The sequence below is a fragment of the Archangium primigenium genome (genome assembly GCF_016904885.1).
Taxonomy (GTDB): Bacteria; Myxococcota; Myxococcia; order Myxococcales; family Myxococcaceae; genus Cystobacter; species Cystobacter primigenius.
On sequence record NZ_JADWYI010000001.1, the window covers coordinates 8,247,378 to 8,270,727 of the forward strand.

Genomic DNA, 23,350 nt, shown 5'->3' on the forward strand with positions numbered 1-23,350 from the left:
CATCTCGCCCCGTGCGTGTCTCCGGGTGAACAGAGCCTCCAGGACGTGCGCGGGGGGACACTCCCGATCCTGGACGCCGGTCCCAATCGTGTCCGCCCATGAACGCACTCAGACTGCTCAAGCACGATCACCGGATCGTCGAGGCCCTGTTCAAACAATTCGAGAAGGCGGGCGACAAGGCCCTCAAGGAGAAGCAGGAAATCGTCCGGTGGATCGTGAAGGAGCTGTCCATCCACGCGGCCATCGAGGAGCAGCTGCTCTACCCCCTGGCGCGCGCCCGGGACGAGCGGCTCAAGTCGGACGTGCTCGAGGCGCTCGAGGAGCACCACGTGGTGAAGTGGACGCTCAAGGAGCTCGAGGGCATGTCGCCCGAGGACGAGCGCTTCGACGCCAAGGTGACCGTGCTCATGGAGAGCGTGCGGCACCACGTGAAGGAGGAGGAGACCGAACTCTTCCCCAAGCTCGAGAAGCTCATGGGCAAGGCGGAGCTCGAGGCGCTGGGCGAGGCCCTGGCGCAGGCGAAGAAGACGGTGCCCAGCCGTCCGCACCCCAAGTCGCCGGACACGCCCCCGGGCAACCTCATCGCGGGCGTGCTCGCCAAGCTCATGGACGCGGGCCGGGACGCGGCGCGCGAGGGCAGCCGCCGGGCGGTCAAGGCCGTGAGCCGGGCCACGGGCCGCACCACGGAGCGCACCAAGCGCCGCGCGCCCGCCGCCAAGAAGAGCGCCCGGCGCGCCGTGACGAGCCGGTGAGCCAGCGGCGCGGCGCTGGAGTATGACACGGGGCCATGAACCGCCCCCTTCCCCTGCTGCGCGCGGAGTTGGATGACTTCCTCGCGGCGCTGGCCACCCGGGCCTGGCGCGCCGCGGCGGGCCTGCCCGTGGACATGTCCCCGCGCCAGTTGCTCGAGGACTCGCCCGACATCACCGCCCCCGAGGCCTTCGCCGCCGCCACCGAGGCCGTGCCCAAGGCCCAGGCCAAGGGGGACACGCTGGGCCTGCGGCGGCTGCGGCTCTTGCGCGACTTCATCGCCACCCAGGTGGAGGAGTCCCTCGCCGCGCCCGACGCCGAGGCCGTGGGCCAGCTGGAGGCCCGCTCCAGCCTGCCGGTGGACGACGGCGCGCTGCCGCTCGGCGAGGTGCTGGCCCAATTGCCCCACGAGCCCAACCGGAGCCGGCGCACCGTGCTGGAGAACGCCGCGGGCGGCTTTCTCTGGGACAACCGGGGCCGCTACGGCGCGCGCCGCGACGCCTCGTTCCAGGTGGCGGAAGCCTTGCGCGCCCCGAGCTACGCCGCCCTGCGCGAGGACGTGTCCGGCATCGCGCTCGGGCCCCTGGCCGAGGCCGCCGCCCAGACGCTGCGCCGCACCGAGGACGCCTACCGGGACGTGCTCGCCTACGTGCTGCGCAAGGTGGAGCCCACGCTCAAGCCCCTGCCCTCGGGCCACGCGCGGCGACACGACGTGCAGGCCGCGCTCCAGGCGCCGTGGATGCACGCCTTCTTCCGGCGCGAGGACGGCCTGCCCGGGGTCATCCGCTGGCTGCAGGAGTGGGGCTTCCACCCCTCGGCCGAGGGCCGCATCCGCCTGGACGACGAGGAGCGGCCCGGCAAGGCCACCCGCCCCCTCACCGCGGCCGTGCGCGTGCCCGGCGAGGTGCGCCTGGTGCTGCGGCGGCGCGCGGGGCTGGATGCCCTGGGCGGCCTGCTTCACGAGTACGGCCATGCCCTGCACCATGCCCACGTCTCGGACACCCTGCCCCTGGAGCTGCGGCGGCTGGAGGACGCGTCGGTGACGGAGGCCTACGCCACGCTGTTCGAGCGGCTGCTCCTGGACGAGGAGTGGCTCAAGCGCTACGCGCGCCTGCCGTCCGAGCCCGCGCGGGACGCGGCGCGCATGGCGGCCTTCCAGGGGCTCACCGTGCTGCGCCGCCACTGCGCCCGGCTCGCCCACGAGCTGTCGCTCTACGCCCACGGCGCCTCGGAGGAGCGCGCCGAGGAGTACGTGGAGCGGCAGCGCGCCGCGCTCTTCGTCGAGCCCCACCCGGGCTTCTTCCTCTTCGACGTGGACCCGCAGCTGTACGTGACGCGCTACCTGCGCGCCTGGGCGCTGGAGACACGACTCACCCCGCGGCTCACCGCGCGCTTCAACGAGGACTGGTGGCGCAACCCCGCCGCGCGCCAGTGGCTCCAGGGGCTGTTCGCCCGGGGTGGCACCGACGACGCCGAGGCCCTGTCCCAGGAGCTCTCGGGCAATAGCCTGGCGCTCCCCGAGGCGGGTGACCGCCTCGTGGCCCTGCTCAATCGCTGAGCGTGCGCGCCGGGGTGTCCCGGAGGACTACTTCTTCTTGAGCGCGCGGACGATCTTCTGCTTCGTCGCGCTCGCGGTGGCCGCGGCCTTGGGCTTGTTCGTGGCCGTCTTGGCCTGGCCCGTGCGCTCGCGCATCGCCTTCATCAGCTGCATCTCGATGAGCAGCAGCTCGTCGCCCAGCTCCGCGTTGTCCCCAGCGGCGCGGGGCAGCGGCGCGGTCTTGGAAGTGCCCGCGCCATGCCGCATGCGCAGCACCTTCTCCTCCTCGGGGGCCAGGGTGCGCGCCTTCTCCAGCGCCACCTTGAGCTCCTTGGACGTCACCGTCGTGCTACCGCTGACCTTGCGCTCCATCTTCCGCTCCCCTTGCGATGGCCCCTGAACGTCCGATCATGTCGGACGCGTACGAGCCGCAACCGTCGAGGATTCTAGAGATCGCAAGAGGATGGTCAAATTTTCTTCCAACAGGACGCTGCCAACCTGTAGCGACCTGCCGGTCCGACGCGACGTCCCCGGGCCTCAATTCGCCTCTTCGTCCGAGGGCTCCTCCGAGGGAGAAGCGGCCCCCGGAGCGGGGGTGGCGCCCTCGGGTTTGACGCGCGGGATGCCGAAGCGATCCATCGCGTCCGCGATGCCCTGGGGCTTGTCCGCGTCCGGCAGGAAATTCTCCGGCGCCTGCAGCCGGGGGTCCTTCCCGATTTCAGTCAGGCTGGATTCCAACACCATGCGCAGCTCGGCGGCGCCGGCGGCGTCGTTGGCGGGCACGGCGATGCGGCCATCCAGGCGGACCTTGAGCACCACGGCGGTGTCGGCGTCCACGAGCACCTCGCCGCTGAGCGACTGGGGCACGCGCCGGTCGAAGAAGGCCAGGCGCCGGCGGGTGGTCTCGTCCCGGCCGCCCTTGGGCTCGGCGAGCGCGGGCAGCACCCGGGGCGTGGTGCCGGTGTCGCCCTCCGGCCCCAGGTCCACCGCGTAGCGCCACGCGGTGCGGCCCTCGTAGGTGACGGTGTTCTGGGCCGTCAGGTGCAGCCGGCCCCGGAACAGGGCGTCCACGTCGCGGATGGCGCCGGTGAGCTCCGCGCGGGTGCGCTCGGCCATGCCCCGGTCGCGCAGGCGCTGGCGGAAGGTGCCGTAGCGGTTGCGCGCGTACACCTTGCCGTCCACCCGCATGACCTCCAGGCCCTGGTCCCGGCTGTTCTCCAGGACGCCGTGGAAGTCGCCGCCCACGCCGCCCGGGCCCGCGCGGAAGGTGCGCGTCTCGGACAGCTTGTTCGTGCCGCTGCCCTGGGCGCCCGACCACTCGTAGGTGACGGTGGCGGTATAGGCGTGGGGGCCGAGCCGCTCGGTCACCTCGGCGGCGTCCATGGACAGGATGCGGCGCGCCACGCGGGGGTTGTCCGCCACGTCCTGGGGGTTGAGCTTCTCGGCGGCCGAGGCCACCACCTGGGGCGGATCCTCCGGGGAGAAGATGCGCCTCTTGGCGTCCTGGTCGACCTTGTCGCTCTGACAGGCCGTGGCGGCGCACGCCAGGGTGGCGGCGAGAAGGAACTTGGGCAAACGGGTCACGGGTCCTCGGACTTCCAGACGGGTGGGCCGTCCAAATTAGGGGGCGGGCGACAACAGGAGCAAGGGACGGCTTTGCGCGCGCCAATGTACGGGATAGAAGGCATGCCATGCAGAACCTGCGTGACAAGCTCTTGAAGGCTGGCCTGGTCTCCGAGGACCAGGCGAAGAAGGTGGAAACGGCGAAGACCGCCCGCCCCTCCCCGTCTCCCGCGCCCCAGCGCTCGGGGGAAGAGCGGAGCGAGCGTCCGCCCCGCGAGTCGCGCGGCGAGTCGCGCGGACGTGACGACCGCCCGCCCCGCCGCGATGGCCCCGGCGGCGGTCGTCCCCAGGGCATGGGCGGCGGTCGTCCCCAGGGCATGGGCGGCGGCCGGCCTCAGGGCCCCGGCGGCAACCGTCCCCCGGGGGGCGGTGCCCGCTTCCAGGGCGGCCGTCCGGCCCCGAGCGGTGGCGGCGCGGACGCGGCCCGTCCCGTGCCCAAGCTGCCGCCCCTGCCCGGCTCCAAGGCCGCCCAGCGCATGGAGTCCAAGAAGCAGGTGGAGCAGGACCGGCGTCTGCGCGAGCTCGTCTACACGAACCAGGTGCCCGTGGACGTGGGCGCCACCGTGTTCTACTTCATGACCCGCAAGGGCAAGCTGCGGCGGCTGGAGCTGACCGAGCCCCAGGCCAAGCAGCTCGAGGAGGGGGGACTCGGCGTGGTGGAGCGGCCCGAGCCCGCGCAGATCGAGCACTCGCTGGTGCCCGCCGCCGTGGCCGAGCAGATGTACGCGCTCTCCAAGAAGTCGGTGCGCTTCCTCAACCGCAAGGAGTCGCCCATCGGCTTCATGAGCGACGACCAGGTCAAGGAGCAGCAGGCCGCCGAGGCCCGGGGCGATGCCCCCGTGGACGAGGGCGACGACGAGCCCACCGGTGAGGAGTCCGCCGAAAGCACGGAGGCCACGGAGGCCGCCGCGCCCGAGAGCGCCCCGGAGGCCGGCACCGAGCCCAAGCCCGAGTCCGAGCCCACCGCCTCCTGAGCCGTCCCCCGGCATCCCGAACCGCCCCGCGCCCCGCGCCGCCCGAACAGCGGCCGCGGGGCGTGGTCGTTTCAGCGCGTGTGTCAGCGCGTGTGGTGCGCGGACAGCACGCTCGCCACGCAGCAGGTGAGCTTCTTGCCCGTGGGGATGTGCAGGAACTCGTTGGGGCCGTGCGCGTTGCTGTTGGGCCCGAGCACGCCGGTGATGAGGAACTGGGCCTGGGGGAAGCGCTTGCCGAGCATCTCCATGAACGGGATGGTGCCGCCCTCGCCCATGGCCATGAAGGGCCGGCCGAAGTACGTGCGCGACGCCTCGTGCGTGGCCGCCTCCAGCCACTTCTCCAGGGGCGGCGCGTCCCAGCCGGCGCTCGCCTTCTCCCCCTCGAACGTCACCTTCGCGCCGTAGGGCGGGTGGGCCTCCACGGCCGCCTTGAGCGCCTGCGTGGCCGCCTTGGCGTCCAGCCGCGGGGGGATGCGCATGGACAGCTTCACCGAGGTGAAGGGCCTGAGCACGTTGCCCGCGCCGCCCAGGGCCGGCATGCCCTCCACGCCCGTCACCGACAGGGCCGGCCGCCACGTGCGGTTGAGGATGAGCTCCGCGCGGTCCGTGGTCACCGGGTGCGAGCCCTCCACCCAGGGGAACTTCGAGTACACCTCCTCGCCAATCACCTCCGCCACGGCCGCCGCCTGGTCGCGCCGCGCCTGGGGGATGTGCACGTGCAGGCCCTCCACGCGGATGCGGCCCGTCTGCTCGTCCTCCACGCGCGAGAGGATCTGCCGGAGGATCCGGAACGACGAGGGCACGATGCCGCTCGCGTCGCCCGAGTGCACGCCCTCCGAGAGGATGTCCACGCGCAGGTTGCCGCTCACGAGGCCGCGCAGGGACGTGGTCATCCACAGCTGCTCGTAGTTGGCGCAGCCCGAGTCCAGGCACACCACGAGCGACGCCTTGCCGATGCGCGGCGCCAGGTGCTCGATGTACGCGGGCAGGTCATAGCTGCCGCTCTCCTCGCACGCCTCGATGAGCACCACGCAGCGCGCGTGGGGCACGCCCTGCTCCTTGAGCAGGCGGATGGCCGCGAGCGAGGCGAACGCCGAGTAGCCGTCATCCGCGCCGCCGCGCCCGAAGAGCTTGTCGCCCTCGCGCACCGGCTCCCACGGCGACAGGCCCGCGCGCCAGCCCGTCATCTCCGGCTGCTTGTCCAGGTGGCCGTAGAGCACCACCGTGTCGTCGCCCGTGCCCGGAATCTCCATGTAGATGACGGGGGTGCGCGGCTCGCCCTGCTCGTTCTTGAGCGTGAGCACCTCCACCGTGAGCCCGGGGATGTGCTTGACCTGGGACTCGCACCAGCCGGCCACCAGCTTCACCGCCTTGTCCATGTGCCCGTGCTTCACCCACTCCTTGTCGAAGCTCGGCGACTTGTTGGGGATGCGGATGTACTCGTGCAGCCGGGGGACGATCTCCTCCTCCCAGATGCGCTCGGACGACGTGGTGGCGGTGGTGCTGTTCAGCCGTTGCGGGGTGCTCATGGGGAAGGGCTCCGGTTCCGGATGGAAAGGTCGCGAAACGTCCTCTCCTCTACACCACCCGGCCCTCGGATGGGCGTCCCCTCGCGCCCGCCGGGCCCCTCCCCCACCGGCCAGGGCGCCCCCGGGGGCATGCCGGGCGTCGCCCCGTACCCACTTCGCCCCCCGCCCCCACCCACGGTGTGGCCTCCCCTCGCCAGAACCCCACCCCTCGGGGAGGGGTCGCCGTCCACCGGCGGACCCTTGGACCCCCTCCGACAGCCCTCGCCAGGGGCACACCCGGTGCAGGGGCTCGGGTCGCTTCGGACACTCAGCGCGGAGAGACAGGGCGATGGATGGACAGCGGTGGGCAAGGCGGGCGGTGGGCGGCGTCGTGGCGGTGGCGGTGCTGACGCATTGTGGCGGAGGCCTCGAAGGGGGCGCGGGCCCCGAGGGACCGGAGGACCCGGCCCTGGCCACGCGGTGGCAGGAGGCCAGCTCGGGGGTGGCCAGCTCGGGGGTGGCCCTCGAGGCCACGTCCGATGCCCGCGTGGAGGCCTCGCGCCCCGCGGGACGCTTCGGCGCCGAGCCCACGCTGGGCGTGGACGCCTCGCCCCAGGAGGAGAGCCTCCTGCGCTTCGACCTGGGGGACGTGTCCCCGGCCACCGTGACGCGCGCCGTGCTGCGGCTCTACGCCATCGACGGCACGAACAACGGGCCGCGCGTGTTCGCCACCAACCCCTACTTCGCGGAGCTGGCGGTGGATTGGTACAACCGCGGGCAGCCCTTGAGCGCCGTGCTCGCGGACGCGGGCGCCATCGCCGCTGGCGGCTATGTGGACTTCGACGTGACGGCCGCCGTCCGCACCGTCGGCACCGATGGCACCGTCGGCTTCATGCTCCGCGCGGACTCGAGCGACGGCGTGGACTTCGCCTCCCGCGAGGCGAGCCGCCCCGAGCGCCGCCCCCGCTTGCTGCTCACGGTGGACCCCCTCGCGAGCTGCCTGCCCCGCACGGACACCCGGACGCTGCGCTCCCCGGTGATGCAGGACGGCTACGCCTACGAGCTCGAGCCCACGCGCCGCCACGGCAGCGCGCCCTCGCTCGTCGTGAGCGGCTCGGGTCGGCGCGAGAGCTACCTGCGCATGCGCCTCGACCTCCCCGCGCACTGGCAGCCGCGCCGGGTGGGCCTGAACCTGTTCGTCGAGACAGGCGCGAACACCGGTCCCTATCTCTACGGCGCGGACCCCCATTGGCCCGCGGACCCCGTTCTCGGCCAGGACTTCGACTGGAACACCCGGCCCGGCATCTTCAGCCCCTTCCTCAGGGGTGGAGCGCCCATCGAGCCCGGCACGTGGGCGCACTACGATTTGACGAGCCTGATGACCACACCGGGCCAAGTCTATTCCGTCGGTCTGGTGCCGGGCTCCTCCGAGTTCGTGCAGTACGCCTCGTCGGACTCCATCACCCCGGCGAACCGGCCCTGGCTGGAGCTCGCGCTCGAGTCCGACCCCTACTGCACCGCGCGGGGCGCGGGCGGCACGGTGGGCTGGACGAAGCGCTATGGCGGCCAGGGCGAGGAGGTGCTGAGCGCGCTGGCCACCGACGCCCAGGGAGGCTTCGTGGCGCTGGGCCTGTTCGGGAGCGCCCCCTTCCCCAACCGCGAGGGCTTCGCGCTCGCGCGCTATGACGCCCAGGGCACGCCCCTGTGGTCGCGCGAGGTGACGCACGGCAACGTCCGCGCCGCGGCGCTCACCGTGACGCCCGAGGGCAACATCCTGGTGGTGGGCCACTACCTGGGCGCGGTCGACCTGGGCGCGGGCCCCCTGCCCTCCACGGGCGGCCTGTTCCTCGCCAAGTTCTCCCCGAGCGGCCAGACGGTGTGGACGCGCGGCTTCACCGCCAACAACGGCCTGCCGGACGACAACTCCCGCACCACGCACATCGCCCCGGTGGCGGTGGCCACGGACGCGCAGGGCAGCCTCGTCGTCACTGGCCAGCTCTTCGGCCGGGTGGACCTGGGCGGCGGCTACATCCACGCGGGCCCGGCCAGCACCGGCATGACGGACGCCTACGCGGGCGGCTTCGTGGCGAAGTTCACCTGGCAGGGCCAGCACGTCTTCTCGCGCGCCTTCGAGGCCAGCGTCTCCGAGCAGTCCCACCTGCCGCGCGCCGTGGCCACGGACGCGCAGGGCAACGTGCTGCTCGCGGGCCGGGCGAGCCCCCTGGCCAACCTGGGCGATGGCGCCCTGGGCCAGGCCCAGCCCTTCGTCGCGAAGTACGGGCCCACGGGCACGCTCCTCTGGAAGCGCGGGTTCCCGGGCACCTTCGGCGAGGTGGAGGCCGTCCAGGCGCTGCCCTCGGGCGGCGTGGCCTTCAACGCCAACCTCGGCGGCGCCTTCAGCTTCGGCGGCGTGCCCTACACCGGCGGCGAGCCGTCCGACGAGGTGCTGCCCACCAACCTCTCGGGCTTCACCGGTCGGCTGAGCGCCACGGGCACGGATGGCTGGCTGCGCGCGGTGGACACGTCCTGGGGCCGGCTGGGCGGGCTCGTCGTCGGGAGCGACGGCGCCGTCACCCTCACCGGCCACGCGGGCGGCACGTACGACCTGGGCGGCGGTCCGCTCGGCCCGTACCACGACGCCACTCCGGACACGGCCTTCGTGGCCCGCTACAGCGCGACGGGGGCGCACCTCGGGTCCCGCCTGTTCGACTCGAATTTCCACGAGTCCGGACAAATCACGCCCCGCCTCCTGCTGGCGCCCCAGCCGGGCGGCGCGCTGCTCGTCGGGGCCACGCTCACCGGCACCGCCCGGGTGGACGGGACGGCCTACACGGCCCAGGGTCCCTCGGACTTGTTCTACTTCCGGCTCCAGCCTTGAGCCCTTGAGCGGGGCACACGGGATGCACCCGCCCTCCGCGCGCCGGACGATCGGCGCGAGGGGGAGCTTCGGATGCACGCGGGACCGTGGGGGAAGCAGTGGAGGAGCGGGTTGGCGGTGATGGTGTGGCTCGCGGGGTGTGCGGGGAGAGACGCGGTGCCGGAGACGCCCGTCTCCCCCGCCCCCCAGGAGCAGGCGGCGCTCGCCCCCGGGTGGATCCGCCAGGACGGAGGCCCCGGCGCCGAGCAGGTGCACGCGCTCGCGCCGGACGGCCAGGGCGGCTTCGTGGTGGCGGGCCTCTTCGGACCGGCGCCCTTTCCCCAGGGCACGGGCCTGGCCCTCGCGCGGCACCGCCCGGATGGCACGCGCATGTGGAGCCGGCAGGTGACGACCACCGCGGACCTCCGGGCGCTCGGGGCCGCGGTCCTCGCGTCGGGGGACGTGCTGGTGGTGGGCGCCTACGCCGACAGCCCGGACCTGGGCGCGGGGCCGCTGCCGCCCGTGCCCAACTCCGGCTCCGGCCTGTTCCTCGCGCGCTTCTCGCCGGAGGGCCGCACGCTCTGGACTCGCGGATTCATCGGCACCCTGGAACTCCCCGGAGGACGGCGCGGGTATGCCTCGGTGATTCCCACCGCGATGACCGCCAGTGCCCAGGGAGACCTCCGGGTGGTGGGCCACTTCCACGGCACGGTGGACTTCGGGGGCGGGCCGCGCTTCGCGGGCGAGCCGAGCCTGTCGGATGACGCGTCCTGCCCCGGCGGCTTCGTGGTGAGCTTCTCCGCCGAGGGACAGCACCAGTGGTCGCGTGCCTTCCCGGCCCTCCCCACGGGGACGTGGGCCCAGGTGCGCACGGCGGCCACCGACGTGACGGGCCACCTGCTCGTGGGCGGCCGGGTGAGCCGGGGCACGGACCTGGGGGACGGCGCGGTGGAGGACGCGGGGGCGTTCATCGCCCGCTACCATGGAAGCTCTGGGGCCCTGATGTGGAAGCGCCTGTTCCCGGGCACGGACGGCGAGGTCGTCGCCCTGGAGGGCCTGCGCACCCGCGACGTGGCCTTCAACGCCAACCTGGGCGGCGCCTTCACCTTCGGCGGCCAGGCGCACGAGGCCGAGGAGCCCGGCCTGCTCCGGGGCTACACGGGCTCCTTGCGCCTGGTGGGCACGGACCGGTGGCTGCGCGACCTGGGGCACGTCACGCTGCGCGGGCTCGTGGAGGGCACCCATGGCACGCGCACCCTCACCGGCCGGGGCACGGATGACACGAGCGCCTGGGGCGACACACGCTTCGTGGCGCGCTACTCGGAGACCGGCACGGCGCTGGGCGCGCACGTCTTCGAGCACCCGCCCCAGAACATCTTCCCCGCGGAGTTCCTGCTCGCGGCCCAGCCGTCGGACCGCGTGGTGGTGGGCGCGACGCTCGGCGCGCCCTTCACGCACGGAGACGGGCTCTACCTGCCCCAGGGCGCCTCGGATCTCCTCTTCTTCCAGCTCGGCCCCTGACGTGTTAGGTTCGCCCGCTCATGCGACCTTTGAGGTACACCCTGCCCGCCGTGCTCCTGGCCACGGCGGCGCTGGCGGGCGAGACACGTGACCGGCCGTCGGTGCGCTCCGTGCGCCTCGTCGCGCCTCCGAATGACACCACCCACCGCGTTCATGTGAGGGGCCGGATCGTCACCACGCTCCGCTTCGAGCGGCCGGTCGACGCGGGCAAGACGAAGCTGCTCGGGGGGGAAGGCCGCCTGGAGCCGCTGGCGGTGGTCCGCGACAAGGTGGTGCTGGAGCCGCTCCATGACCTGGACGCCCAGGAAGCCATTCCCCTGGTGGTGACCCTGGTGGATGGGACCGAGGTGTCCTTCCTGCTCAGGCCGCCGGACCCGCGCGAGGGCGCGCCCACGGACCAGCAGGTCGACGTGTTCCAGGATCACGAGAGCACCACCGCCCTGCATGCGGCCTTGATGGACGCGCTCCGGCACAACAGGTCGCTCCTCGAGGAGAGCGAGCGGTGCCGCGCGGAGGAGGCCTCGGAGGACCACGCGCTCGCGGCCCTGCTGGCCTCTGGTGCGCTCGCGCAGACGCCCTTCAAGGTCGTGGACCGCATCTATGGCGAGGACGAGAGCACGAAGATCACCGCGAGGGTCTTCCAAGGGAAGAACAAGGCAGCGGTCGTTTTCGACATCAAGAACCTCGCGACCGACCAGTCCTGGAGCATGCGGTCGGCACGACTGACGACCCTCGCGGAGGGCCATGAGCGCGCCTTCGCCTTTCGTGCGACAGCGCGCGAGATCTCATCCGGCCAATCGGGTGTCATCGCACTCGTCGTGGATGGCAGCGCCTTCGTCGAGCAGGGGGCACTGACGAGTCTGTGGCTCGAGATCTACCGAGACGATGGAACGCGACAGGCCGTCGTCCAGCTAGATCCCTCACTGCTCGCGAGATAGGAGGAAACGTCATGAACATCCATTGGACCGCGCTCTCGACCTGCCTCCTCCTGCTCGCGACGGCCCCCGGCTGCTCCGGTTCCGTGGCGGGAAAGGTGTCCCTCCGTGCCGATGGCACGCCTGAACAGGAGGACTGCCCTCAAGAAGCCAAGAAGGCGATGAAGTACTTGCAGATGTTCGTGGGGGAGTCCGCCTGGGTGCAGCTCGACGCGAACCAGACCCGGGTCCGCCCCGTCACCTTGTACGACGGCAGCATCGAGAGCGTGCTCGAGGAGAACCTTGGACTGCTCGAAGCACCCGCCCGGCTGTATGGCAGGGTTTGGACGGGGGGGGCCCAGGCCGTCATTCGCTACTACTCCGCCCAGCCCATGAATGGCAGCGACCCGATCCCCATCTGCGCCGTGGCACGACTTGGAATGGGACAACTGCGCAAGCGCCCCGAGTCCAAGCCCGGCACGGCCCTCCTCGATGTCCCTCAAGCGGGCGTCTACGTCGTGGACGAGTTCCGCTGAAACGAAGTGCCGGTCGTTTCTCCTCCCATTGACACCCTTACAAAAGCGCCTTTGACACGGTGACAAGCCGTGTCTTGACACCCCGACACGGGCGCCTTTGACACGACGCGCGGGAGACGGCGCGAGGAATTAACCAGCGCAGGGCCTTCCTCCGCTCGGATTCCAGGCGAAATGGGTGCCCCTTGTCGTTCGGGGTCGGGTCCATAGGTTTGCCGCGCGTTGAACACGAAAGGCGAACCCATGTCGAAGCGAGAAGACCCAGCGAAGGTTGCTCCCGGTGCCATCCACGTGGAGACCGTGCGGACGGTGCGCGGACCCGCCGCGACGACCATCTCCGTGGAGGTGGAGGAAGCCAAACTCGGGCAGACCGGAGATGGCGCCAACGACGCGCGGCGCGCGGTCGCCATGCTGCCGGGCTCGCGCGAGGAGGAGGACACGGAGCAGGTGCTCATGGAGTCCGGCCGGCATATGACCGAGGACGAGCGCGTCGTGAAGACGTTCAACGCGACGGTGCCCGGCTCGGTCGATGTCCGTGCGTCCCCTCGCGTGAAGGTGGAGACCCCCGCGGGCACCGTGTGGGCCGCGGACGCGGACAACCCGCGCGCCGCACGCGAAGCGGACAAGGGGCTCCCCGGGAAGCCGAAGCGTTGAGGCCGTACGGCCCCTGGCGCGTGACGCCGAGTGCGCGCGCGGACCCCTGGAGGTCGGACTTCCCTGTGAAAAGGAAGCAGGCAAGGGCTCGATTCCCCCACCGAAGCGCTTTCCTCCTGGAACCGACCGGCTAGAACCAGGAGGTCATGAGTCAGTTGGCGAAGGTGCTTGAGGAGCGCGAGGAGGACGTCCTTCGCGCGTGGATGGGCCAGGTGCGCCAACATCTGGCGCCTGGGGGCGAGACCCACGCGGAGCTTGAGGATCACATCCCCCTCTTCCTGAGGCAGCTCCGGACGGTCCTGCGTGGGGAGACCTCCCGGGACCACGTCTCGCCCGAGGCGGGCACGAGCGCCGTGGGCCGCGAGCATGGCGCCCAGCGCTTCCGGCTGGGCTTCGCGCTGGGCGCGCTGGTGCGCGAGTACGGCCTGCTGCGCGACGTGCTGTTGGATCTGATCGCCGAGCAGGGACTGCGCGTCTCGCTGGAGGAGGTGCGGCTGCTCACCAACTTCGTGGCCACGGCCATCGCCGAGGCGGTGGAGGAGCACACCCGGCAGCAGGAGCGGGAGCTGCGGACCTTCAAGTCCCTGGTCGAGGCCAGCGACAATTACATCGCGCTCGTCGACCTCGAGGGGCAGGTCACCTACTTGAACCCCGCGGGCCAGCGGCTGCTGGGCTTCTCCAGTCTGGAGCAGGCGCGCGCCACCTCGATGATGGCGTTCGTGAGCGAGGACTCCCAGGAACTCGTGGCGCGCGACGTGGTGCCCCAGCTGCTCCAGGGGCACACCTGGCAGGGCGAGGTCCTCCACCGCCACCTCGGCACGGGCGAGGCCATCCCCCTGGCCGCGCACACCTTCCCGGTCAAGAACGAGCACGGACAGGTGGAGCTGCTCGGCTCCATCGGCCGGGACTTGCGTGAGCGCAAGCGCCAGGAGACCGAGCGCGAGCGGCTGCTGCGGGAGACCGAGCAACTGCGACACCAGGCGGAAGGCGAGCGCGCCCGGCTCAACGCCCTCTTCCAGCAGGCCCCCGTGGCCATCGGCGTCCTGCGCGGCCCCGAGGTCGTCATCGAGGTGGCCAATCCCCTGCTGTGCCGCCTCTGGGGACGCGAGCCCGAGCAGGTGCTGGGCAGGCCCGCGATGGACGCCCTGCCGGAGATGCGCGGCATGGGACTCGACGACGAGGTGCGCCGGGTGATGGCCACGGGCGTGCCCTTCGTGGCCACGGAGCTGCCGGTTCAATTCAAGCGAGGCCCGGGCGAAGCCCTGGAGCCCGGGCACTTCTCCTTCGTCTACGACGCCCTGCGCGACGAAGCGGGCCACATCGAGGGCGTCCTGCTCATCGCCACGGAGGTGAGCGAAGCGGTGCTCGCGCGCCAGCGGGTGGAGGCCCTGCTGCGGCGGTCCCAGGAAGCCGAGCAGGCCCGGGCCGCGGTGATGGATGCGCTCGCCGAGCAGTCGCTCATCGCCATGAGCTACCTGCACGGCCCCGACTACGTCGCCCAGACCGAGAACGCGCTCAACCGCCGGCTGGCGGGCCGGGACTCGCTGGGCCAGCCCTTCCGGCAAGCCTTTCCGGAGCTGCACCAGCAGGGATTCACCGCGATGCTCGACCGGGTGCGTGAGACCGGGGCGCCCCTGGTGAACTACGAGACCCTGCTGCGGATGGAGTCCACCCCCGAGAAGCCCGCGCACGAGATGATCCTGGACTTCGTCTACCAACCGGTGCGCGCTCCGGGCAGCGGTGTCGCCGGCATCCTCACGCTGGGGCTCGAGGTGACCAAACAGGTGCACGCGCGGCGCGACGCCCAACGCATGGCGGAGGAGGAGCGCCGGCTGCGCGACTTCGAGCAGCACCTCATCGGCATCGTGAGCCACGACCTGCGCAATCCCCTGAGCGCCATCCTGCTCGGGCTCCAGCTCCTGCTGCGCCGCGAGTCCCTGGACGCGCGCACCCTCCAGTCCCTGCTCCGGCTCCAATCGAGCACCGAGCGCGCCGTGCGCATGGTGCGCGACCTGCTCGACTTCACCCAGGCGCGGCTGGGCGGTGGCTTGAAGATGGAGCGCGCGCCCATGGACATGCACCCGGTGGTGCTCGGCGTCGTGGAGGAACTGCGGATGACGCACCCCGAGCGGGAGCTGCGGCTGGAGCAGCACGGAGACGGACACGGCGCGTGGGATGGAGACCGGGTGGCGCAACTGCTCGGCAACCTGGTGAGCAATGCCCTCAAGTACAGCCCGGCGGACAGCCCGGTCACCGTGCGCGGGGTGGGAGATCCCGAGGCCCTGTGGCTGGAGGTGCACAACGGCGGCGCGCCCATCGCGCCCGAGGCCTTGCCGCGGCTCTTCCAGCCCCTGCAGCGCGCGGTGGCGGGCAACGACAAGGCAACGCGCAGCGTGGGCCTGGGCCTGTACATCGTGGAGCAGATCGCGCGCGCGCATGGCGGCGGCGTCCAGGTGACGTCGAGCGCGAGCGAGGGCACGCGCTTCACCGTGCGCCTGCCCCGCTCGGGTTGAACAGCCGACGCGGCGGTCACTCCCGCTTGAGGAGGCGAGGCGTGGCCTCGCCCTTCCACCACAGCTCCAGGGCGTCTGGCTTGAGGCCGATTCGCAGCATGTCCACCCCGTCCACCGCCAACAGGCCGCCGGTCGTCAACGGCGTCAGGTGGCGGGGCGCCGGCCAGAGCGGATGGCCGGGGCGCGCGATCCACAGACCGTCCTTCCCGGCCGTCACCACGTACGTGCCGTAGGTCCCGGGGGCGGCCTGGACCGTGGCCGCGGGAAGCGTGACGGGCTGGAGGCGCGCCTCGACCGCCGGCAGCGCCCAGGCATAGTCGGCACCCGCGCCGGGGGCGGGCTTCGCCGCGAGGAGCGCCTTCAAGGCCCGCGCATGCGCCGCGTCCAGCGCCTGCTCCGACGCGGTGGCCACGTCCGGGGCCACGCCCGTGCCCTCCCAGTTCGTCTGGCTGACTGGATGGACCGGACGCCCCGCCGAGACGCTCAGCATGAAGCCCGGCGCGATGGGCACGAAGTCGTTGTTGTTGGCCGCGCCGGCGGTGCCCGCGCCCACCAGCGTGCCCAGCTTGAACTGCCGCACGTCGTACGCGAAGGACTCGGCCGCCGACGCCGAGCCCTGGTCGATGAGGACATGGAGCGGCGTGCCGGGCATCCGACCCGCCGGGAGGTGATCGAGCGCCCGCGTCTGCACGGGCTCGCGCCCGGCACGCAGGAAGGTGATCTCGAGCGTGCCCGGCTTCAGGAAGTGGCTGACCAGGTACTGCACCGCCTCGGAGGCCCCGCCGCCATTCCCGCGCAGGTCGATGAGCACGGCGTCGCCGCCTTTGAGAAAGCGCATCGCGGCGTCATAGGCCTGTCCCGTCTCGTCACTGACCCAGTGGAACGCGGTGATTCGCAGGTAGCGGACATTGCCCTCCAGGATGCGCATGTCGCTCAGGCCATGGTTCTCGCGGCGCGCGGCCGTGGCGTCGAAGCCCGCCAGGTCCTGCCCGGGCGGGCCCGCGGCGGGCGCCGTCGCGGCGGCATAGCGCTGCGGGTTGAACTCGAGGAACGCATGGCCGTCGCCACTCGCCTCCCGCAGGTCACGGGAGACCAGGCTCGCGAGTTCGTTGGGAGCCTCGACGTTGTACCGTCCGGCCGCCCTGGCCTGGTCCAGTCTCGCGAGGATGGCGGGCGTCTTCTCGGGGAACACGTAGGCCTTCTGGTAGGCGGCCTTGACGGCGCTCAGCACCGCGTCCCGTTGGGCCGACGACAGGGATTGCACTCCCTTGGCTTCGGTCATGGGGGTGCGCACCTGGGCCTCGGCGGGGGTGCGGCAGCCCATCAGGACGAGCGCCATCGCGGCGGCTGAAATCGAGTTCAAGCGCATGAGCAACTCCAAGAATGTCGTGAGAGGGATTACGACTGGGATTTCGCGGCCAGGGCCTGGGCCTGTTGCTGAATCCGTTCCCCGAAGGGACGTTGCGTGAGCGCGTCGATCGCCTCGCCGACGATCCGGGACAGCGGCGCGGAGAGCTCCGCGTCGAGCTGGGCCGCGGCGGCGTTGGTGGCGGCCCACTGCCGCTGAAGGTCCGGGATCATCTTCTCGGTCCGCCCGGTCAACACGACGATCCGCTCTCGCGCGTCATCGCCCGGTCGGAGCTCCACCAGCCCGTCCTTGACCATCTGCGACACGGTCTGGCTCACGGCCGAATGGCTGATGCCGATGTGGCGGGACAACAACCGGATCGACGAGGGCCCGGTCGCCATGAGCGCACGGAGCACGGGGGTGTAGCGGGGGCGCCACGTCAGCCCGGCGGCCGCATAGGCCGCTTCGACGTCCTGGTCGAGCAGGTCGATCAAGTGCCGCACGAGCGTGCCCAACGTCGGAGAAGCAGGAGCCATGACCCCGATATATAAGCACTGTTACATCTCGTCAACCGGACGGAGCCCGGGTCCAACCAGTCCCCCGCAAAGCGAATCGCCGAGCCCCGGACGGGAGGCTCGGCGATTCACGACGTCAACGTGGGGAGGCGCTCAGTTGCAGCCGGTGCCCTTGGTCGGGCCGAGGTCGGCCCACTGGATCTGCCCGTCGGGGACGCCCCAGCGCGCGTTGGTGTAGCTCTCCAGGTCGATGAGCGCGTCGGCGCTGCCCTTGTTCCGGGTGCAGCAGCCGCTGCAGTCCGAGTCGGCGCACGTGTCGTACACGGTGACCACGATCGTCTTCGAGCCGGACTTCAGGCAGAGGTCATGGAGCTTGTAGGCGTTCATGTTGGGGAACACGGCGGCGATGTTGCGCGCCGACACCCACGCCTCGGACTTCGTGCCCGAGCACGCCGCGAACTGCCCGGCCCAGGTACAGCCGTTGTACTTGACGCACTCCTCGCTGCCCGGGTCCGGGTACGAGGTGTAGTTGGTCTTGTTGGCGGTCTTCCAGACGAGGCCCGCCGCGTCACAGCCCGACCCGGACGGAGGCGGCGTCGTGCCACCGGACAGGCCGGAGATGGTCAGCTTCTCCCAATCCCCGAGCGCGCCGCCATACGCGAACACCGTGCCGCCGCCGCCGTTGGCCGCGGACACCCAGTGGCCCGTCGTCACCGTCTGCAAGCCCACGACGTCCCCGTTGACGATCGTCCCGCTGCCGCTCTGCTTGACGATGCGGAACGTCTCCCAGCCCTGGCGGTTATAGCTGGCGGCGTTGAGCGAGGAGCCGCCGCCGTTGGCCGCCTGGAAGTACTGGCCCGAGCCGGCGCGGATGAAGACCTGATCGCCGCTCTGCAGCGAGCCGCCGTTGATGTCGTCGATGGCGAACTGCTCCCACGCCTGCACCGCCGTCGCCGTGGCGTTGACCGCCCCGCCGCCGTTGTTCTGCGCGCTCAGGAACCGGCCGCCGAGCACCGTCTTGAAGCTCACCCCGGAGAAGACCAGGGGGCTCGCGGCGGCCTCGGTCACGTCCTCCAGCCCGTCGGGAGAACCCTCCACCGGAGCGCACGCGCTCGTGAGGGACAACACCGCGCACGTGGCGCCCAGGAACAGCTTGGAGCGATTGAACTGGAACATGGACTCGTCCTTGTCTGACGAAGGAGGTGGAGGGTGCCCTGGAGGTTAGAGAGCCCCTGGGGGCGGGATTCGGGTCATGGGAATCAACAGGGTGTTCCTGTTGGTCGCTTAATACCGGATTTCGCGCCTCGGCTCGATCTCATTGCGCGAACACTTCCACCGACATGTGGGACGCCAACCCCCTCCGCCCCATCGGCATGGCGGGCCGCGAGAACACGATGGCGCTTGAGCTCAAACACAACACGACTGGATGGAGGGACTGACAAGACATTGACATGTCATTGCTCACGCCGTGGCCAAGGTCGGAGAGACCCGCGGCATGGACAAGTCGGACGGTGTCGTCTATCCAGCGCCTCGGCCTGGCCTTGCCAGCAATGTCTCACATTCAATCACGGACATCGGACGGCGCCCGCGTGACTCATCTTCCTCCACAGTCCCCCCCGAAGCGAAGCGGCCTCACCCTCATCGAGGTCGCGATGGTGCTCGCCCTCGCCGCCGTGGTGATCGGGGGCGTGCTGACGCTCTATCTCAGCACCAGCAACCAGCGAAAAAACACGGAATCAATCGCCGCCGCGCTCTCGGGCGTCCAACGCTTGCTCGCGCTGCTCGCGGGGACGAAGGCGGACCCCCACGCCTTCACCGCCGACAACATCGTCATCCACAGGGCCAGGATCCTGCCCGAAGAATACTGGCGCCCTGACGACGCGAGCGTCCCCAACGGCGCCGGAAAGTATGTCCTCCCCAACGGCGCCGGCGTGACGGTCTATCCCGCGACGGAGAGTGGCCCTCCTGGCGGGCTCATCTGGAGCATGACGTTCAAGGACGCCAAGAGCTGCATGGCGGTGGGGAAGGAAAACCTCTTCGCGGACAGTCTGCTCGTTCAGGACGCGCAGACCGGAGGGCGGACCCAGACCATTCGCTCCAGGGATGCCTCCGGGAAGATCGCTTTCGACATGCGCGCGCTGGTCCAGGCATGCGCGGACCCGGCAACTGGTGTCCGGAACATCCGCTGGATTTTTGTCCCCTAGCGGCCATCTCGGAGAAGCGCCCTTCCAGACGAACCGCTGGCATGCGTGATTGTCCCCCGCATGCGCACGCCGACCGACCGCCATCTGCCGCCCGACCGCGAGGCGTTCCGCTCCGCCGAGCCCCCCACCGGGCGCGTCCTCGTCATCGCCCCCACGCGCGCGGCGTGCGAGACCATCGAGCTCGCGCTCGGGCTGCACCTGGAGACCTACCTCGAGACGCACCACGGCCCGCGGGTGCGCGCGTTGGCCCGGGCCGGCGCGGGCTTTGGCATCGTGGCCGGAACGGGGACGGGGAAGACGCTGGCCATCCGGCTCATCGCCGAGGAAGTGGTCGGCCAGGCGGGCACGGTTCCGCTCCGGGTGGGCGTGGTGAACCGCGAGCGCGAGGCCACGCCCGAGCTGCCCACCTGGAACGTCATCATCGTGACGACCGGCATCGCGCGGCGCTGGTTCCAGAACGGCGACATCCTCCCGCACGACACGCTCGTCATCGACGAGATCCACCAGACATCGGCGGAGCTGGAGCTGTGCCTCGCGCTCGGCAAGCGCGCGGGCTGCCGCTTCATCTGGCTGTCCGCCACCGTGGACCCGGCGCTCTACGCGCGCTACCTGGACAGCGCCGACGTGCTCGAGGTCCAGGCGTTCGATCCAAGGAAGGTGGCCACCGTCACGCTCGTGCGCCGCGAGCCACTCGCCTTCCTCGATGCGACCTTCCTGCTCGCCGTGGAGAAGGAGCGGCGGGGGGTGGGCGTCTTCCTTCCCACGCGGGCGGCGGTCGAGCAGGCGGCCCTGCACACGCGCACCCTCGAGCCGCGCATCCACGCGGCGCACTACCACGGCGGGGAGCCCCTGCGCGCCCTCCGGCCGTTCCTCGAGGGCCCGCCCCCCCTGCCCTACCTGCTCGCCATGACGGCCGCGGGCCAGAGCGCGCTCAACGTACAGGGGCTCGACACCGTCGTCATCGAGGACTCGCGCTTCGCCAACGTCATCGAGCGCGGGCGCAACGTCCTCACGCGCGTGCCCCTGGGCAACAACGAGCTGCTGCAGATGGCCGGGCGCGTCCATGGCCGCGTGGAGGGGGGCCGCGTCTTCATCCTGAGCCAGCGCGAGCTGGACTTCTTCGCGCTCCGTCCCACCGGGCCCGAGTTCCAGCTCGCCGGGGACCCGGAGCGCGTGGCGCTCACCGCCGCCGCCCTGGGCGTCCGGGCCGATACGCTGGACCTGCCCGTCCCGCTCGATGTGCCCACCTACCGCCGCGTGTTCCAGCGGCTCCAGGCGCGCGGCATCGTCGATGAGCAGGGACGGCTCACCTCCTACGGGCGTGCCGTCGAGACCCTCCCAGTGGAGCGGGCCTGGGCGGAGCTGCTCGTCCAGGCGGAGGACTCCCTGCTGCCCTTCCTCGCCGTGTGCAGCGCCATCGACTCGCTGCACCGCATGACCCGCGAGGCGCGGGACCTGGCGGGGGTGGAGGTCGCGGGGAGCGACCACCTCACCGCCTACGCCCTCTACGCCGAGGCGTACCAGGAAGCGGGCTTCATCGGGGAGGTGTACGGGCTCGCGCGCCACCTGTTCCACGCGGAGAAGCTGGAGCGCTGGGCCGAGCGGCGCGGCGTGCTCGTGAAGGCCCTCGAGGAAGCGGCCCTGGTGACGGCGGGGGTCTACCGGAGCGTGGGGGTCGCCCTGCCCGAGCACCTGCCCCCCGTGGACGGGGACGTGTACCGCCGCTTCGCGGACCTGCTCGCGCGGGTGATGCCCTTCGACCTCGTCATCGACGAGCGGACGGCCGCGGGCGAGCAGGCGCGCGTCGCGAAGACGAGCGTGTGTGGCAACTGGGGCGCGGTGACGGGGGTGCTCCGCTACTTCGCCGACCGCTCGGGGACTCCGCATGCGTCCATCGACGGCACCCACCTCCCGGCGGACCTGTTGAGGACGTACGCGCACCGCGCCGAGGCGGGGATCCTCTACGATCCGTGGCACCTGTCCCTGGTGGTCGAGTGGCGCGTGACGTCCGCGGGCTTCGAGCTGGAGCGCGAGCGCGAGGTGCTGTCCACCTGGGGGCCCGAGCGGGTGGACCGCGCACGGCATGCGCTCGCGGAGGCGATGGCGCGCGGCGAGGCGGAGCATCCAGCGGTGCGTCGCAACCAGCCGGGAATCGACGAGGTGCGCGAGGTGTGGCGCCGCTCGGGCGGACGCACGGCGAAGCTCGGTGTACCCGAGCTGACCGCCCTCTACGCGGCCCAGCTCGGAGACGTCACGTCGATGGACGCATTCCATGCCCACCCGTTGGCGCTCGACCTGGAGGCGGTACTGCCGCGCGAGGTCCGCGAGCGCTTCCTCGCGCTGCCGGACACGGTGGACCTTCACGGTGAAAGGGTGGAACTCGACTACGAGGTGGAGCGGGACGAGCACGGGACCCCCTTCGGGGTGGTCTGGCTCCACCTGTCCGAGGAGCTCGCTCGCACGCTCGTGGAGGAGGACCTCCCGCTGGTCGACCGGCCCGTGCGCCTCCTCGTGGGCCACGGGCGCGACGCCGTGCGCGCCGACACCCTGTTCGAGCTCCAGGAGCTGCTCGACCTGATGGACCCGTCCGACGGGTTCGATTGAGCACCGCGAGGAAGTCCGTGTACACCGCGTCGCGCCTCGAATCGAGGACCGAATCTGTCCGCGATTCCTCCTACCTTCTTCTGGTCACCGGGTGAGCCCAAGGGCCCGTCCCCCAGATTCCAGGAAATGGCACACATGCTCGACGCACTGACTCGCATCAACTGGCTCGCCGTCCTCGCGGCGACCGTCGCGGCCACCGGACTCGGTGGCGTGTGGTTCACGGCCCTGTTCGGCAAGACGTATGCGACCGTCCTCGGCCGGGCCTACGATCCGAAGGCGAAGCCCGCCCCCCTCTTCATCGTGGGGCCCATGGTCTGCTCGCTGGCCGCCATCATCACCAGCGCGCTCCTGATGAAGGCCCTGAACCTCTCCTCGGCCGGGGAGGCCCTCGCCTTCGGAGCAGTCGTGGGCCTGGGCTACTTCGTCGCGACCATGGCGAACACGGCCATCAACCCCAACATGCCCCGCCCGTTGATGTACAGCCTGGTCAGCGGACCTTACTTCTTCCTCATGAGCATCAGCACCAGCCTCATCCTCGTGGCGATGCCTTAGATTGACATGTCACTGACGCATCAGGGGTGAGCGGACCCGCGGAGTAGACAAGTCGGGCCGTGTCGTCTATCCAGACGCTCCAACTCGGCGTTGCGAAGCAATGCCTCGCTTCCCCTCACGTGCATTGGACGGCGCCCTCGTGACCCACCTGCATCCCCCCCGCTCTCCCAGACAACGCGGTCTCGCCCTCATCCAAGTCGCCATCGTTCTGGCCATCGCCGGGGTGGTGATCGGAGGAGTAGTGGTCCTTTATCTGTCGACCTCCAACCAGCGCAAGATCACAGACACCTCGCAGCTCATCGTCTCCGCCGTCCAGAAAATCTCCGACCTGTTCCAGGGAAAGAACATGAAGGAGCTGACCGGTCAGGTCGCCGTGGACTTTGGCGCCCTCCCCAAGACCTACGCAGACGGCAATGCCAGATACGACCTGCCCATCGCTCCCGCCAAGATGACGTTTGGTGCGACAGACTTCAGCCCTGGTCGCAACCTTGGCGTCATCAGCGTCGGACCGCTCGCGTCGGATCAATGCATCGCCCTGGGCAAGCTGGACCTGGGGGATGTCGTGAAGTATGTCACCGTCAGCACGCAGGCGGTTTTCACGGAAAAATCAGAGGCGGACCTGGCCGCGCGGTCCGTCAAGAATGCCCAAGGCGACGTGCCCATCGCCGCCCTCGGGAAGGCATGCACGGAAGACTCCTACGTTAGCTACTACTTGCAGAACTGAACCTTGAGCCAGGGCCGCG

At 71.0% G+C, this 23,350-nt stretch carries 19 protein-coding genes; 13 read left to right on the forward strand and 6 right to left on the reverse strand.

Translation table 11 applies throughout. The features are described 5' to 3' along the window. Positions 1 to 98: 98 nt before the first annotated feature. The gene (locus tag I3V78_RS33930; RefSeq protein ID WP_204494260.1) at positions 99 to 752 is read left to right on the forward strand and encodes a hemerythrin domain-containing protein; all 654 of its coding nucleotides are present in this window, start codon (positions 99 to 101) and stop codon (positions 750 to 752) included. Positions 753 to 787: 35 nt separating this feature from the next. After that, positions 788 to 2,308, forward strand: a complete 1,521-nt coding sequence (locus I3V78_RS33935) for a peptidase M3 (RefSeq protein WP_204494262.1) — start codon at positions 788 to 790, stop codon at positions 2,306 to 2,308. A gap of 27 nt (positions 2,309 to 2,335) precedes the next feature. Here I3V78_RS33935 and I3V78_RS33940 read toward each other — a convergent pair whose 3' ends face one another. Together I3V78_RS33940 and I3V78_RS33945 are read right to left on the reverse strand one after the other, a co-directional pair. Next, positions 2,336 to 2,659, reverse strand: coding sequence for a hypothetical protein (locus I3V78_RS33940; RefSeq protein WP_204494264.1), 324 nt, complete (start codon positions 2,657 to 2,659; stop codon positions 2,336 to 2,338). Between the two features lie 165 nt (positions 2,660 to 2,824). Next, positions 2,825 to 3,871 carry a hypothetical protein gene (locus tag I3V78_RS33945; RefSeq protein WP_420840440.1) on the reverse strand — a complete coding sequence of 349 codons (1,047 nt, stop codon included), beginning with the start codon at positions 3,869 to 3,871 and terminating at the stop codon, positions 2,825 to 2,827. 107 nt (positions 3,872 to 3,978) lie between these two features. Between I3V78_RS33945 and I3V78_RS33950 the strand changes: the two genes are divergently transcribed. Beyond that, the gene (locus tag I3V78_RS33950; protein ID WP_204494266.1) at positions 3,979 to 4,884 is read left to right on the forward strand and encodes a DUF2058 family protein; all 906 of its coding nucleotides are present in this window, start codon (positions 3,979 to 3,981) and stop codon (positions 4,882 to 4,884) included. An 83-nt stretch (positions 4,885 to 4,967) separates the two neighbouring features. Here the strand turns inward: I3V78_RS33950 and I3V78_RS33955 are convergent, their stop codons facing one another. After that, a complete protein-coding gene (locus tag I3V78_RS33955; protein WP_204494268.1) occupies positions 4,968 to 6,413 on the reverse strand; it encodes a M20 family metallopeptidase in 1,446 nt (481 codons plus the stop codon). 328 nt (positions 6,414 to 6,741) lie between these two features. On the opposite strand from I3V78_RS33955, the gene I3V78_RS33960 reads away from it, so the two are divergent. The 6 genes from I3V78_RS33960 to I3V78_RS33985 all read left to right on the forward strand — a co-directional run bounded on the left by I3V78_RS33960 (position 6,742) and on the right by I3V78_RS33985 (position 15,384). Continuing rightward, complete coding sequence (locus I3V78_RS33960) at positions 6,742 to 9,270, forward strand: DNRLRE domain-containing protein (protein ID WP_204494269.1); 2,529 nt, start codon at positions 6,742 to 6,744, stop codon at positions 9,268 to 9,270. 156 nt (positions 9,271 to 9,426) lie between these two features. Next, a complete protein-coding gene (locus I3V78_RS33965) occupies positions 9,427 to 10,770 on the forward strand; it encodes a hypothetical protein (protein WP_204494271.1) in 1,344 nt (447 codons plus the stop codon). Positions 10,771 to 10,790: 20 nt separating this feature from the next. Continuing rightward, on the forward strand, positions 10,791 to 11,708 hold the full coding sequence (locus I3V78_RS33970; RefSeq protein WP_204494273.1) for a DUF2381 family protein: 918 nt from the start codon (positions 10,791 to 10,793) through the stop codon (positions 11,706 to 11,708). Positions 11,709 to 11,719: 11 nt separating this feature from the next. Further along, the gene (locus I3V78_RS33975; protein ID WP_204494274.1) at positions 11,720 to 12,220 is read left to right on the forward strand and encodes a hypothetical protein; all 501 of its coding nucleotides are present in this window, start codon (positions 11,720 to 11,722) and stop codon (positions 12,218 to 12,220) included. Between the two features lie 240 nt (positions 12,221 to 12,460). Then, the gene (locus tag I3V78_RS33980; RefSeq protein ID WP_204494275.1) at positions 12,461 to 12,871 is read left to right on the forward strand and encodes a hypothetical protein; all 411 of its coding nucleotides are present in this window, start codon (positions 12,461 to 12,463) and stop codon (positions 12,869 to 12,871) included. Between the two features lie 146 nt (positions 12,872 to 13,017). Next, complete coding sequence (locus tag I3V78_RS33985; RefSeq protein WP_204494277.1) at positions 13,018 to 15,384, forward strand: PAS domain-containing protein; 2,367 nt, start codon at positions 13,018 to 13,020, stop codon at positions 15,382 to 15,384. Between the two features lie 16 nt (positions 15,385 to 15,400). Here I3V78_RS33985 and I3V78_RS33990 read toward each other — a convergent pair whose 3' ends face one another. The 3 genes from I3V78_RS33990 to I3V78_RS34000 form a co-directional block, all read right to left on the reverse strand. Next, positions 15,401 to 16,747 (reverse strand): S41 family peptidase, encoded by a 1,347-nt coding sequence (locus I3V78_RS33990; RefSeq protein ID WP_204494279.1) that lies wholly within the window; start codon positions 16,745 to 16,747, stop codon positions 15,401 to 15,403. 35 nt (positions 16,748 to 16,782) lie between these two features. After that, positions 16,783 to 17,235: a MarR family winged helix-turn-helix transcriptional regulator gene (locus I3V78_RS33995; RefSeq protein WP_338023861.1), complete on the reverse strand. Its 453-nt coding sequence runs from the start codon at positions 17,233 to 17,235 to the stop codon at positions 16,783 to 16,785. Positions 17,236 to 17,400: 165 nt separating this feature from the next. Next, positions 17,401 to 18,423, reverse strand: a complete 1,023-nt coding sequence (locus I3V78_RS34000) for a fascin domain-containing protein (protein ID WP_204494282.1) — start codon at positions 18,421 to 18,423, stop codon at positions 17,401 to 17,403. 374 nt (positions 18,424 to 18,797) lie between these two features. Between I3V78_RS34000 and I3V78_RS34005 the strand changes: the two genes are divergently transcribed. From I3V78_RS34005 to I3V78_RS34020, 4 genes are all read left to right on the forward strand, one after another. After that, the gene (locus I3V78_RS34005) at positions 18,798 to 19,451 is read left to right on the forward strand and encodes a PilW family protein (protein WP_275583669.1); all 654 of its coding nucleotides are present in this window, start codon (positions 18,798 to 18,800) and stop codon (positions 19,449 to 19,451) included. Positions 19,452 to 19,511: 60 nt separating this feature from the next. Further along, on the forward strand, positions 19,512 to 22,055 hold the full coding sequence (locus I3V78_RS34010) for a DEAD/DEAH box helicase (RefSeq protein ID WP_239576849.1): 2,544 nt from the start codon (positions 19,512 to 19,514) through the stop codon (positions 22,053 to 22,055). 135 nt (positions 22,056 to 22,190) lie between these two features. Further along, positions 22,191 to 22,607: a DUF1761 domain-containing protein gene (locus I3V78_RS34015; RefSeq protein ID WP_239576851.1), complete on the forward strand. Its 417-nt coding sequence runs from the start codon at positions 22,191 to 22,193 to the stop codon at positions 22,605 to 22,607. Positions 22,608 to 22,746: 139 nt separating this feature from the next. Then, the gene (locus tag I3V78_RS34020; protein ID WP_204494286.1) at positions 22,747 to 23,331 is read left to right on the forward strand and encodes a hypothetical protein; all 585 of its coding nucleotides are present in this window, start codon (positions 22,747 to 22,749) and stop codon (positions 23,329 to 23,331) included. Positions 23,332 to 23,350: the final 19 nt, after the last annotated feature.